A 14,529-nucleotide genomic window follows, 5' to 3' on the forward strand; every position below is an offset into this window, starting at 1 on the left:
CACTGATGAATATTCATCAGTGGGTATTTTACATTTTATAAAAAACAATCTTTGATTATTCTTCTACTGGAGCTTCAACAACTTCTTCTGTCTCTTCCGGAACTGGAAGTAATGCCTTTACGCTCAGGCTGATCTTCTTCTCTTCCGGCTTGAAGTCAACAACCTTAGCTTCAATCTCATCGCCAATCTTATATACATCTTCTGGCTTTGCAACGTGATCGTATGAAATCTGTGAAACATGCAGTAATGCATCAACGCCTGGCTCTAATTCAACGAATGCACCAAAGTCAGTCATACGTGCAACTTTACCTGTTACAACTGTTCCAACAGCATATTTCTCTTCTGCATTTAACCATGGGTTTGTCTCATCAAACTTTAAGCTTAATGCGATCTTGTCACCATTGATGTCCTTGATAAATGCCTTAACAGTATCACCAACCTTGAACATCTTCTTAGGGCTTTCTACTCTGCCCCATGACATCTCTGAAATATGAAGAAGTCCATCAGCACCACCGAGGTCAATGAATGCACCGAAATCTGTTACATTCTTTACTGTACCTTCTACTGTCATGCCAACTTCAATCTTTTCGAATAATTCTTTTGCAGCTGCAGCTTTTCTCTCAACAATCAGTTTCTTTCTGTTACCAATGATTCTTCTCTTCTTAGGATTGAACTCTGTAAGCTGGAATTCAATATCCTGGTCTAAGTACTTATCAAGGTTCTTTTCATATAAGTCAGATACAAGACTTGCTGGAATGAAGATTCTTGTCTCTTCGTAAAGAACATTTAAGCCGCCATTTACAACCTGAACAACCTTACCTGTAAGAATGTCACCATTGTTAAATGCTTCTTCTAACTTCTCGTTTACTTTCTCTGCTGCAACTCTCTTGTATGAAAGAGCTACCTGTCCTTCACCATCATTTGTCTTGATAACCTTAACAGTGATTGGATCCCCAACTTTTACCAACTCTGTTAAATCGACGTTTGGAGTGTTTGTATATTCATTTCTGGTAATGATACCGTCTGACTTATACTTAATATCAACTACAATCTCATCCGGCTTAACACCGATAATTGTACCGTCGATAATCTCTCCCTGTCTGATTGACGCCTTGCTTTCATCATTTTCTAACATCTGTTCAAAACTTAACTCTGCCATGCTACTATGAACCTCCTTAATAATATAATTTGGGGTAGATGCCCCCGCAGTAATACCTACCCTACTAACGGATTCAAAAGTAGTCAAATCCAAATCAACGAGTGTCTGTATATAGTAAGTATTCTCACATTCTTGTTTACTAATATCATATAGCTTCTGAGTATTAGAACTGTTTCGACCACCTATAATGATCATAGCATCTACAGTCTTTGCAATATCTCTTGCTTCCGTCTGCCGAACTGCCGTTGCATTACAGATTGTCTCATGAACAACCACATTATACAATTTTTTTCGAATAATATCAACAATATCTTTAAATTTATTCTTATTAAAGGTGGTTTGTGATACTAAACTGAAGTTAATATGCTCAAAATCCGGCTCATTTTCTATATTTTTCACCAAATTTTCCGCTTCTGAAACGCTTTGTACTGTATATGATTTCGTCTCACACCAGCCAATTATACCCTCAACTTCCGGATGATCTTTATTTCCAACAATGATTATGCGGTTCCCTTTTTGGCTCTCATCCTGTACGATCGTATGGATTTTTTTCACAAACGGACAGGTTGCATCTACCACATTGACATGTCTGGCTTCTAACTGTTCCATGACATCTTTTGAGACTCCATGCGACCGGATAATAACCGTTTCATCTTCCTGCTGATCAAGCTCTGCAAGATCTTCGATCACCAATACTCCCTTTTTTCTCAGATCCTCGATTACTTCTTCATTATGAATGATCGGGCCATAGGTATATACATGCTGTTTCCCGGCTTCTTTATACGCTGTATCAACGGCACGTTGTACCCCAAAACAGAATCCGGCCGACTTTGCTAATATAATTTCCATATTTTGTCCATACTCCGGTTTTATTTTTCTGCGATGCTGATGATCTTAGCTACAACCTCATCGATACCAAGATCTGAGCTGTCAAGATATACAGCATCATCTGCCTGCTTTAACGGCGCGATTGGACGTTCCATATCCTGTTTGTCCCTTGTAATAATATCAGCTTCGATCTTATCAATATCCGGTGTTTCACCCTTTGCTATCAGTTCATCGTATCTTCTCTTTGCACGAACTGCAGAAGAAGCGGTCAGATAGATCTTTACTTCTGCATTTGGAAGAATGTTTGTACCGATATCCCTACCATCCATAACAACATCATTTTCTCTTGCAAGCTTTCTCTGAAGATCTAACAGTTTTTCTCTTACACATGGGATAGCAGATGATTTGGATGCCATGTTACCCACTTCTTCTTTTCTGAGGCTTCCGGTTACATTCTCACCATTCAGATATACCTGCTGTGCATGATCTTCATAACAGATTGTGATCTCAATCCCTGTTATCTCATTAGCAACTGCATCTACATCCGTTACATCGATCTTTGCCTTCAATAATGCAAGTGCAACTGCACGATACATTGCTCCGGTATCTACATAAATATATCCGAGTTTTCCTGCTACCAATTTTGCTATTGTACTTTTTCCTGCTCCTGCAGGTCCATCAATTGCTATATTCATTTTTTCTCTCCTTTTATCTATTTACTTTATTAACTTTCTTCTGAGCATGCAAGTCCTGCCAGATATCCGGTCGACCATGCGATCTGCAGATTAAATCCGCCCGTCAGTGCATCTACATCCAGAACCTCCCCTGCAAAATACAGGTGATCTGCAAGCTTCGATTGCATCGTTGAAGGATCAACCTCTTTTACATTGACACCGCCTTTTGTAATGATTGCCTCATCAAAGCCGCGAAGCCCCTGAAACGAAAGCGTAAAATGTTTGAGTACGGTTACTAAATTCTTCCGTTCTTCCTTTGTGATCGAATTCACCTTCTTATATGGATCGATTTCTGAACGCTTTATAACTACATCGATCAGTTTGACAGGAAGCAGATCACCAAGCGAATTATGAAAATCTTTATTTGTATATTTACTAAAATCCCGAAGGATACGATCATCCAGCATTTCTTCCGTCATTGCAGGCTTCAGATCGATATACATACTTAAATCTTTATCCAGATATTTATGAAGATATGCAGATGCCTTTATTACCAGAGGGCCGCTGATGCCAAAATGTGTAAACAAAAGTTCTCCCTGTTCTTCAAACAGACACTTCTTACCACATTTTATCACAAGCTCTACATTTTTTAATGATAGTCCCATAAGTTCTTTGCAAAATTCATTCTTTAATTCAAATGGAACAAGTGATGGTAAAGGCACTTTGATCGCATGACCGGCGCTCTCTGCAAACCGGTAACCATCTCCGGTTGATCCGGTAAGCGGATACGATATCCCGCCGGTTGTTATGACGACTGCATCTCCATACACATCTTTCTTTCCATGTGCCGTCTTGATCTGTACGCCTTTTACTACCTGATCTTCTATAATAAGCTTCTGAACTTCCGTCTGTAGTTCTACTGTAATCTCCTGATTTCGGTTTAATTTCGTTTTTAATACTCCGATCACGTCAGATGAATGATCGCTGACCGGAAATACACGATCTCCGCGTTCTACCTTTGTCTTTAGTCCAAGTTTCTCAAAGAAATCAATCGTCATCTGATTATCAAAGGTATAAAACGGACTGTACATGAATTTACTGTTTGTTGTCACCGACTGAAAAAAGCGGTCTGCATCCCCTGCATTTGTCAGGTTGCATCTCCCCTTACCTGTAATGAATAACTTCTTTCCAAGGCGATCATTCTTTTCAAATAATACAACCTCGCAGCCATTTTCCGCAGCTGTGATCGCAGCCATCATGCCGGCCGCACCACCACCGACTACTATTATTTTTTTCATTGCATCATCCTCTTTAAACCTTCATTCGATATAGTCACTAACAGTCTGTAGCTTTCTTTTAACTGTAGCTCCGGGGTGATATGTTCAATCGAACGTCCTTCTTCCTTTGCCAGAATGATATTCATATTATAACTTCTTCTGAAATCAAGTTCTTTTAATGTCTTGCCGACCCATTCCGGTCGAACCGAGATCTCTGCTACATTGACGTTATCCGAAATCTCAAAGAATTCCAGAAAATTACTGCATAAGAGCTTTCTTGCAACATTAATTCCGGCATCCTTTTCCGGATAGATAACTTTATCCGCTCCGATCTTGGACAGGATCTTTGCTGCTTCATCGTTATTCGATTTAGCAAGAATATATGGAACGCCCAGTTCTTTTGCTGTTATGATCGTCATTGCACTGGCTTCCAGATTATCACCCATTGCAACTACAACACCATCCATATTCTCAAGTCCTGCTTCTTTCAGGCTCTCTGTCTCACATACATTAACCGTCACTGCACATGTAACCTGTGATGAAATCCGCTTCACACATTCAGGATTACTGTCGATTGCCAGAACCTGCGCACCGGACTCCATCAAAGTAAGGGCAACATTCGTTCCAAATCGTCCAAGCCCTACTACCGCAAATGATTTTTTCATACTTTCCTCCTTATCCAACGATCACATCTTCTTCCGGATAATGAAGAAGCCGATGTTTTCCGTTTTGTGTATTAAATGCTACCACCATAGATATCGGTCCAACTCGTCCAATATACATACAGATTATAATAATGATCTTTCCTGCCGTGTTCAAAACAGGAGTCAGATTTCTGGATAAGCCAACTGTGCAGACGGCACTTGCCACTTCATACAGAGCATCCAGCAGATTCACATCATTTGTAGCCAGCAATAATATCGTCATAATAAATATTGTACTCATACTTAAGAATACAATTGCAACTGCTTTTTTTACAACGGATACCGGAATGCTTCTCTTGAAAACCTCTGTATCCTCATGGTTTCTGATCATGGCAGCAAAGGTATAGAAAATAACTGCGATGGTTACGGTCTTCATTCCTCCTGCCGTTCCAACCGGAGAACCGCCAATCATCATAAGAAGCACTCCAAAGAAAGCTGTCACCGGTCGAAGTGCCACCTGAGATACTGCAGCAAATCCCGCCGTACGAAATGTTACCGACTGAAAAAAAGCATTTAATATCCGGTCTTTTTCGGATAAATTACCAAGAGTGTCCGGATTGGAACGTTCAAGGAAATAGATAACAATTGTACCGCCGATCAATAACAGCAATGTCATAAAAATCGCGATCTTCGTCTGCAAATGAACGCCATTCCATGCCGACCGGATACTGCATCTCTTTGTACGGATTCTTCGAAACGCTTCAACCGTATCCCACCATACAATAAATCCGATTCCGCCCATAATGATCAGAAACGACGTATTCAGCATCATCAAAAGATTGGAATGGTATGAAATCAGACTGTCCGCACCCATAATGTCGATACCGGCATTACAAAATGCTGAAACAGCATGAAATACCGAAAACCAGATTCCCTTTAAAAATCCGTATTCTCTGCAATAATAAAAACTGTAAATAAGTGCTCCGATCCCTTCGATCAGAAATGTTCCTTTTATTACTTTTATCGTAAACTTCAAAAGTCCCTGCTTGCTGTTCAGGTTAAATGCATCCTGCAACAGCATTGTACTTTTCAAGGTTATCTTCATTCTTAATAACAACATAAACAGTGTGATGATCGAAACGATTCCAAGTCCGCCGATCTGGATCAAAATTAATATCACACCTTTACCAAACAAACTCCAATAGGAAAATGTATCAACGACTACCAGACCTGTCACACATACGGATGTCGTCGATGTAAACGCAGCCGTCAGAAGATCTGTCCATGTTCCGTTTGCAGATGCAATCGGCAATGATAATAATATTGTTCCTACAATAACTGTAATCAGAAAGCCCAGTGCTATAATTCTCGTTGTTGTAAGATAATTCCGGTTCACATATTTCTTCTTATTCATGATATTTCTCTAGACCTCTACTCAAAACAATCCCCTGCCTCTGCTATATCTGACAGATAACAAAATTCATGATATAAACATGGGAAGATACAGACCGGATACCACCAGTCTGCTCTTCCCATAGTATACCTGCATATGTCATTTTTCAAACGACATAACACTTTATAATCTTATACCGGATATGCCTTATCCTCTTTGTTTACAAGTGTTGCATCAACCTTTGTCTTCTTTGCTTCTCTTAACTTGAAGAAATCAACAGCAACCTGTGGGAACAATGCATATGTTAATACATCTTCATCCTGTTCCTTATACTGGATCATTTCTTTCTCGATCTTACCAAGCTCATTTTCAAGAAGATCAGCAGGACGACATGTGATAGGCTCCTGATCACCGATTACTTTCTTTCTAACTTCTGGATCAACCGGCTTTACAGACTGACCATACTCACCAGCAACAAGTGCCTTTGCTTCCTTTGTACACATCTTGTATCTCTCGCCTGTAACAACATTTAATACAGCCTGAGTACCAACGATCTGACTGGATGGTGTAACAAGAGGTGGTTCACCGAAGTCTTTACGAACTCTAGGAACTTCTTCCAGAACCTGTTCAAACTTGTCTTCTGCGTTCATTTCCTTTAACTGTGATACAAGGTTTGATAACATACCACCTGGTACCTGATATAATAATGTCTTAACATTAACACCAAGAACCTTTGGATTCAGAAGACCGGACTTAATCCACTCTTCTCTTAATGGTCTGAAGTAATCAGCGATCTCAGCGAGAAGGTTCTGATCAAATCCAGGATCATATGGTGTGCCTTCAAATGTCTTAGCCATAACTTCTGTTGCAGGCTGGCTTGTACCAAGTGCTAATGGTGAAATTGCTGTATCAATGATATCACATCCTGCTTCAACAGCCTTCATGTATGTCATGGAAGCTACACCTGATGTATAGTGTGTGTGAAGCTGGATTGGAAGGGAAGAACCTTCCTTTAATGCCTGAACAAGTTCTGTTGCCTTATATGGAACAAGAAGACCTGCCATATCCTTGATACAGATAGAATCTGCACCCATATCCTCAATTCTCTTAGCCATATCTTTCCAGTAATCAAGTGTATAAGCATCACCTAATGTATAGGAAAGTGCAACCTGTGCATGACCTTTTTCCTTGTTACATGCTTTAACAGCAGTTTCAAGGTTTCTGATATCATTTAAGCAGTCGAAAATTCTGATAATGTCAATACCGTTTGCGATTGACTTCTGAACAAAATATTCAACTACATCATCTGCATAATGACGGTAACCAAGAATGTTCTGACCTCTGAATAACATCTGAAGCTTTGTATTCTTAAAACCATCTCTTAATTTTCTAAGTCTCTCCCATGGATCTTCCTTAAGGAATCTGAGACATGCATCGAATGTAGCGCCACCCCAGCACTCAACAGAATGATATCCAACCTTATCCATCTTATCGATGATTGGAAGCATCTGTTCTGTTGTCATACGGGTAGCGATCAGTGACTGATGCGCATCACGTAATACAGTTTCGGTAATCTTAACCGGTTTCTTTTCTGCCATTTCGAACCTCCTGAATATATTCTCATATGATTATGATCATTACTGTACATTAAAGATTGCAAGGAATGTTCCTGCTGCAACTGCTGTACCGATAACACCTGCAACATTTGGTCCCATTGCATTCATCAGAAGGAAGTTCGTAGGATCATACTGGGAACCTACCTTCTGAGAAACTCTGGCTGCCATAGGTACGGCAGATACACCGGCTGAACCGATCAGCGGATTAACCTTACCCTTTGTTACCAGACACATTAACTTACCAAATAATACACCGGCTGCTGTACCGAATGCAAATGCGATCAGACCAAGTAATACGATCTTTAAAGTACTGATCTTTAAGAAAGCTTCTGCACTTGTACTTGCACCAACAGATGTACCAAGTAAGATAACTACGATATACATCATAGCATTGGATGCTGTCTCTGTAAGCTGTTTTACAACACCACACTCACGGAACAGGTTACCTAACATCAGCATACCAACCAGTGGTGCTGTTGTAGGAAGGATCAGAACAACTACGACTGTAACGATAATTGGGAAAAGAATCTTTTCCAGCTTGGTTACAGGACGAAGCTGTGGCATTCTGACCAGACGCTCTTTCTTTGTTGTAAGTGCTTTCATAATAGGTGGCTGGATGATCGGAACCAGTGACATATAAGAATATGCTGCTACTGCGATTGGTCCAAGTAATGTTCCACCCATTCCAAGTTTACCGGCAAGGAAGATAGATGTAGGACCATCTGCACCACCGATAATAGAAATAGCTGCTGCTTCCTTACCATTGAATCCCATCAGGAAAGCAAGGAAATATGCGCCGTAGATACCGAACTGTGCTGCAGCTCCAAGAAGAAAGCTTGCAGGGTTTGCGATCAACGGGCCAAAATCTGTCATGGCACCTACACCCATGAAGATCAGTGAAGGAAGAATACTCCATTCATCCAACATGTAGAAGTAATGTAATAATCCGCCTTCTGCCATTATATCTGGAAACATGTTAACAAGTAACATACCAAATGAGATTGGTACCAGAAGAAGTGGCTCAAAACCAAACTTAATTGCAAGGAACATGAAAACGAACGCTACAAGGATCATAACGTAATTTTTCCAGTCAAGACTTGCAAAACCTGTCTGATTTGCTAAATTTGACAATACGTCAACTATACTACTCATTTAGTCGTTCCTCCTATCAGATTTATACAAGTACAGCATTAGTTCAGAGTTGCTAATGTATCTCCTGCTTCAACAGTTGCACCTGATGCAACGTCGATGCTTGCTACTGTACCATCTTCCGGAGCAACAACTTCGTTTTCCATCTTCATAGCTTCAAGGATCAGAATAACCTGTCCCTTCTTAACTGCATCACCAACATTTGCCTTAACATCAAGGATCTTGCCAGGCATCGGAGAAGCAACCTTAATGGAACCTGCGCCCGCTGACTTAGCTGCCGGTGCTACCGCTGGTGCCGGTGCTGCTACAGGAGCTGCTGCAACTGGTGCTGCTACAGGGGCAACGCCACCTGCTAATTCTTCAACTGAAACATCATATGATGTACCATTTACTGTAATTCTATAATTCTTCATCGATATATCCTCCTATTATTATCTCTTAATACGTCTGATCGGACGTGTCACAAGCTTATCTTTGCTTGGATACGTTGTATATGCATTCTGTCCTGCTGATGCAGCAGCAACTGCGGCTGTGATAACTGCAACCAGTTCAGAATCATTCATTACGCTTTCACCTGTTTCTGTTTTAACGATGTCAACAATCTGTCCTGCCGGTGCAGATCCTGCATCTTCTTCCTTTGTCTCAGCAACAGGCTCTGCCTTAGCTGCTTCTTCTGCTTTTTTAGCTGCCTTCTTGGCTGCTTTTGCTTCTTTATCAAAGAAGCCGGGAACAAATTTTAACAGATAGATGATAAATGATATAAAGATAAGAACAACGAATACAGTTGCCATACCGATCAGGGTGTTGGTTCCGGCTGCCTTCATCTTATCTTCAAATGTCATGTTTGCTGCAATCTCAACATCAGTTGACTTATATGGGTACATACCCTGTGAAGAAAGGGCTTCATCAGCCTGCTCTTCACTGTAACCATACTGATTCATTAACTGATATCTCTGTAAGTTATATGTTGCACTGTTGTCTACAAATGTTACCTTGATCAACGCTTCTTTTTCTGTACAGTCAGCATAAAGAGTAACGATTACATTTCCTTCTGTCTCTGTAATCTTGTATTCACCTGTAAAATCTTTAAACTCACCGCACTCATCACCGATATTACGGAATGACTTGACTGCTTCTATCTCATTTTCAGAAACCCCTGCATCCTCGCCTGCTTCTATAACATAGTTATAGGTCTCATCTGCGCTTGCATATTTCTGATATGTCTCACAGGCATCTTTTGCTACCTGAGCGATCTCCTGATCGTTATAAGCAAATTTTACTCCGTTATCATCAGAAGCACTACATCCGGCAAACATAAAAGTAACAGCTAACATAGAAACTATTAATAATAATTTTTTCTTCATTTAGTTGTCACTCCTTTTATATAGTACCGTGTTTCTTATAAGGTCTCATCTCTTCCTTTGAAAGGAGCATCTGGATCGCTGCGATCACTCTCTTTCTTGTAGCATCAGGCTCGATGATATCATCGATATATCCTCTGGATGCTGCCGAAGCTGCTCCTGAAAGAGCTGCAACATATTCTGCTTTCTTCTCCTTGATGAAGGCAAGCTTGTCGTCTGCTGCTGCAAGTTCATCTTCATACATGATCTTAACTGCCATCTCAGGATCCATAGTACCGATCACTGCATCCGGCCATGCATATACCATATCAGCTCCGATTGCCTTGGAGTTCATAACCGTATATGCTGTTCCATAGGCCTTGTCCATAACAACCGTAACCTTTGGAACTGTTGCATCTGCATATGCATTTGTAAGTTTTGCAAGAGCCTTTGAGATGGTCTTCTCTTCTTCAACTGTTGCAGCAAAACCTGTTACATTTACAAGTGTAAGAACAGGAATGTTAAATGCATCACAGAAATCTACAAATTCTTCTGCTTTATATGCACCCGCTGTTGTGATCGTATCTTCCTGATTACCAACACATCCAACTGTGATACCATCCATACGGATCAGAGCTGTAACAACATCTCCTGCATATTCCTTCTTCATCTCAAGCACAAGAGAATCATCGGCAATATTCTGGATCACTGCTCTTGGATCGTTCTTGTAAGAATCAAGATTTGGGATAATTCTGTTTGGATTGTCATTTGCAGAAGCTTCCTTGTCGTCCAGATTACAGCTTGGAAGAACCTCAACCAATGCACGGATCATACCAAGTAATTCTTCTTCTGTCTCAAATACACCATCTACATTTGCTGTATTCTCACTTACATAATCAGCTGCGGAAGTATCTAACTTTGTAATATTGTTCTCTGCTAAAGCGTTTGGAGAATTTACAAATAACTTTGCACCTTCCTTTGTCATGAAAGTGAAGTCTGATAATGATGGAACAAGGGAAGCACCGCCGCCACATGCACCAAAAACAGCTGTGATCTGAGGAATAACACCTGAAGCCATAACCTGCTTGCCATATACTTCACCAAATGCATTCAGTGCATCTGTAGCTTCCTGAAGTCTGAGTCCTGCACAGTCGATCATACCGATGACAGGTGCACCCATCTTCATAGCCATATCATAAATTTTTGCAATCTTCTTAGCATGCATCTCACCAACAGAACCGCCTAAAACTTTAGCGTCCTGACTGTATACATACACTAAATTGCCATTGATAACACCATATCCGGTGATAACACCATCTTTTGGAGTATCCTTATCCTGAATGTTAAAATCAGTATTTCTTGCTTTCACATAAGCACCGATTTCAACAAAGCTTGCGTCATCAAGCAATGCATTAATTCTATCGCTTGCTGACAGGGTGAGTTTGTTGCTCATTTCTAGTCCTCCATTAAATTTATTTTTAGGAGTTACATAAAAGTAATTCCAAATTTATGCCGATTTTATTGTAAAGCCTTTACGAATTTATTTCAAGTAAAATTATCATTACGACACAGTTTTTTCAGCACTTTTTAACAATCGGACATCCCTGCTATTTTTACTTAAAAAACAAAAGGGGAAAGTGGAAGTAATTGTCAGAAAATACCCCATTTTCCCCATAATTGTCTGTTTTGTGGTTAGTTGTTCATAACTATACAGCTTTTAACTTTATATTAATCCTTCAGGACATTTTTGTTTGATACCAGATAATCGATCAGTGAAATGATCGTTAATACAAGTGCAGCGTAGATCAGCACCTGTTCGATTACAAATATCACTTTTCCACCAAGATTACCGATCAGGAAACAAACCATGACCATCTGGACAACAGTCTTTAATTTGCCCCAGATACCAGCCGCAATAACAACACCCTTTTCTGCTGCAATCAGCCGGAATCCGCTAATGATAAATTCTCTCGCAATGATGATAATAACGATCCATGCAGGAATCCGTCCCTGATCGACCAGTGCGATCATTGCAGAACATACCAGAAGCTTGTCTGCTAACGGATCCATGAATTTTCCAAATGTTGTGACCAGATTACATCTTCTTGCGATCTGTCCATCTAATGTATCCGTGATCGCTGCAGCGATAAAGATACCAAGCGCAATCCATTTGGCTGCTGCAAAATCAAGATACATAAACACAACAAAAAATGGAATCATTATAACTCTCAATATTGTTAATTTGTTTGGTAAATTCATTCTATCATCTCCCCTGTCAGATCATATTCATTTGCATCTGTGATCCGAACCTGTACAAAGGTGCCGGACATCAGCTCATACGGTGCATCAACAAATACCATACCATCTACATCGGGCGCATCCCGATAAGTTCTTCCGACATATACATCGTCTTCTGCAACATAGCCTTCGATCAGTACTGTAAGACTCTTGCCAAGCAGCTCCTGATTCTTGTCGTATGATACTTCCTGCTGCAATGCCATTATATCATCCCGCCATTTTTCTGCAACCTCATTTTCAATCTGATCAGGAAATGATGCTGCCGGAGTCCCTTCCTCCGGTGAATATGTAAATACACCCAGGCGGTCAAATTCCGACTCATTCACAAACTCCATAAGCGCTTCATGATCCGCTTCTGTTTCACCGGGAAATCCTGCGATCAGCGTTGTACGGATCGCAATATCAGGAATCCGGATCCGAAGCTTTGCGATCAATTCTACAATATCCTTTTTACAGGTACGTCTTCCCATGCGTCGCAATACAGGATCTTCTGAATGCTGAATCGGTATATCGAGATAATGACAGACTTTTTCTTCCTCCGCGATCGTATCGATCAGCTCGTCTGTGATCTCCTCCGGATAGCAGTACATCAAACGTATCCACTGGATTTCCTCGATCTTGCAGAGTTCATGTAATAATTTCGGAAGTGTCTTTTCGCCATACAGATCCACTCCATAGAGTGTTGTTTCCTGTGCAACAAGGATTAGTTCTTTTACTCCCTGTGCAGCAAGCTCTTTTGCAGATGCCAGAAGCTGTTCCGTCGGAATACTTCTGTACTTTCCTCTGATATATGGAATCGCACAATAAGTACACATCTTGCCACAGCCTTCTGCGATCTTTAAATATGCCATTGAAGCTCCGGTTGTAACGATACGTCCGCCAACTGCCTCCGGCATATAATTGATATCTGTAACAAAGGAATGTTCTTCTTCAGATCCGATTGCATCCACGATCGCATCATAATTTGCAGCTCCGACAATTGTATCAATCTCCGGCAGTTCTGCAAGAATATCGTCCTTATACCGCTGTGACAGGCAGCCGGTAACGATCAGCTTCTTTAATGATCCTGTCTTCTTCAGCTCTCCGTATTCTATTATCGTATTAATACTTTCTTCCTGCGCATCTTTGATAAATGCACAGGTATTGATAACAACTGCCTCTGCCTCATGTTCATCATTTGTGATCTCATGTCCTGCCTTATGCAGAAGTCCGAGCATTACCTCACTGTCCACAAGGTTCTTATCGCAGCCCAATGATACCATCAATACTTTCATATATGTTCTTTCCTCAGGTTATTTTATATTGATCGAATCTACACAGTTATGCATAAGCATTGCGATCGTCATAGGACCAACTCCACCCGGTACAGGAGTAATTGCTCCTGCAACCTTGCTTGCTGATTCAAAATCAACGTCGCCGCATAATTTGTTATTCTCATCTCTGTGTATTCCGACATCGATCACGGTTGCGCCCTCTTTGATATAGGATGCATCGATCATCTTCGGTCTGCCGATCGCAACTACAAGAATATCTGCACGCTTACATACCTCTTTCAGATCCTTTGTCTTTGAATGACAGATCGTAACCGTTCCATTCTCGCGTAATAACAGCATAGCCATCGGTTTGCCTACGATATTGCTTCTGCCGATCACGACACATTCTTTTCCTGCGATCTCGATTCCGGAACGCTTTAAGAGCTGGATCACACCAGCCGGTGTACAGGATACAAATCCAGGCTGACCGATACTTAATGCTCCAACGCTCATCGGATGGAAGCCATCAACATCCTTTAATGGTGAGATTGCTTTAATGATCTTGTCCTCATCGATATGTTTTGGAACCGGAAGCTGTACCAGAATTCCATTTACAGCATCGTCCTTATTCAATTTATCGATCAGTTCTAACAGTTCTTCCTCCGTTGTCTCTTCCGGAAGCTCATAAGACAAAGAATCAATGCCGATATAGGCACATGCCTTTTTCTTATTGCCGACATATACGGAAGATGCCGGATCATTTCCTACCTGGATAACTGCCAGACAGATCTTTACACCTTTTGCTGAAAGCTCTGCAACCTGTTCCTTTAATTCATCTTTTATCTGTTTTGATATTGCTTTTCCATCAATCAGTTGAGCCATATTTGATTTATTCCTC

General features: G+C 40.8%; 13 protein-coding genes. All 13 read right to left on the reverse strand.

From position 1 onward, the window contains the following. Positions 1–55 precede the first annotated feature (55 nt). Positions 56–2,008, reverse strand: a complete 1,953-nt coding sequence (locus DXA07_RS04575; protein ID WP_021943815.1) for a bifunctional 4-hydroxy-3-methylbut-2-enyl diphosphate reductase/30S ribosomal protein S1 — start codon at positions 2,006–2,008, stop codon at positions 56–58. A 20-nt stretch (positions 2,009–2,028) separates the two neighbouring features. Beyond that, the gene (gene cmk, locus DXA07_RS04580; protein WP_118483625.1) at positions 2,029–2,682 is read right to left on the reverse strand and encodes a (d)CMP kinase; all 654 of its coding nucleotides are present in this window, start codon (positions 2,680–2,682) and stop codon (positions 2,029–2,031) included. A 29-nt stretch (positions 2,683–2,711) separates the two neighbouring features. After that, complete coding sequence (locus DXA07_RS04585) at positions 2,712–3,959, reverse strand: NAD(P)/FAD-dependent oxidoreductase (protein WP_021943813.1); 1,248 nt, start codon at positions 3,957–3,959, stop codon at positions 2,712–2,714. Then, positions 3,956–4,603, reverse strand: a complete 648-nt coding sequence (locus tag DXA07_RS04590) for a TrkA family potassium uptake protein (RefSeq protein ID WP_243013757.1) — start codon at positions 4,601–4,603, stop codon at positions 3,956–3,958. The genes DXA07_RS04585 and DXA07_RS04590 overlap by 4 nt, the downstream gene beginning before the upstream one ends. Before the next feature lie 10 nt (positions 4,604–4,613). Further along, on the reverse strand, positions 4,614–5,996 hold the full coding sequence (locus DXA07_RS04595; RefSeq protein ID WP_021943811.1) for a potassium transporter TrkG: 1,383 nt from the start codon (positions 5,994–5,996) through the stop codon (positions 4,614–4,616). Between the two features lie 170 nt (positions 5,997–6,166). Beyond that, complete coding sequence (locus tag DXA07_RS04600) at positions 6,167–7,573, reverse strand: oxaloacetate decarboxylase subunit alpha (RefSeq protein ID WP_008400767.1); 1,407 nt, start codon at positions 7,571–7,573, stop codon at positions 6,167–6,169. Positions 7,574–7,612: 39 nt separating this feature from the next. Beyond that, on the reverse strand, positions 7,613–8,743 hold the full coding sequence (locus DXA07_RS04605; protein ID WP_008400766.1) for a sodium ion-translocating decarboxylase subunit beta: 1,131 nt from the start codon (positions 8,741–8,743) through the stop codon (positions 7,613–7,615). A gap of 38 nt (positions 8,744–8,781) precedes the next feature. Continuing rightward, the gene (locus DXA07_RS04610; RefSeq protein ID WP_118483629.1) at positions 8,782–9,153 is read right to left on the reverse strand and encodes a biotin/lipoyl-containing protein; all 372 of its coding nucleotides are present in this window, start codon (positions 9,151–9,153) and stop codon (positions 8,782–8,784) included. An 18-nt stretch (positions 9,154–9,171) separates the two neighbouring features. Next, positions 9,172–10,104, reverse strand: coding sequence for an OadG family protein (locus DXA07_RS04615; RefSeq protein ID WP_008400764.1), 933 nt, complete (start codon positions 10,102–10,104; stop codon positions 9,172–9,174). A gap of 16 nt (positions 10,105–10,120) precedes the next feature. Next, entirely contained in the window at positions 10,121–11,533 is a 1,413-nt protein-coding gene (locus DXA07_RS04620) for a carboxyl transferase domain-containing protein (RefSeq protein ID WP_008400763.1), read from the reverse strand. A gap of 275 nt (positions 11,534–11,808) precedes the next feature. Then, positions 11,809–12,339: a CDP-diacylglycerol--glycerol-3-phosphate 3-phosphatidyltransferase gene (pgsA, locus tag DXA07_RS04625; RefSeq protein ID WP_117784883.1), complete on the reverse strand. Its 531-nt coding sequence runs from the start codon at positions 12,337–12,339 to the stop codon at positions 11,809–11,811. Next, a complete protein-coding gene (rimO, locus tag DXA07_RS04630; RefSeq protein WP_021943807.1) occupies positions 12,336–13,652 on the reverse strand; it encodes a 30S ribosomal protein S12 methylthiotransferase RimO in 1,317 nt (438 codons plus the stop codon). The genes pgsA and rimO overlap by 4 nt, the downstream gene beginning before the upstream one ends. 18 nt (positions 13,653–13,670) lie before the next feature. Next, positions 13,671–14,513, reverse strand: coding sequence for a bifunctional methylenetetrahydrofolate dehydrogenase/methenyltetrahydrofolate cyclohydrolase FolD (folD, locus tag DXA07_RS04635; RefSeq protein WP_021943806.1), 843 nt, complete (start codon positions 14,511–14,513; stop codon positions 13,671–13,673). Between the last annotated feature and the right edge of the window lie 16 nt (positions 14,514–14,529).

This window comes from Clostridium sp. AM54-37XD (assembly GCF_003478225.1).
Classification (GTDB): Bacteria; Bacillota; Clostridia; order Lachnospirales; family Lachnospiraceae; genus Coprococcus; species Coprococcus ammoniilyticus.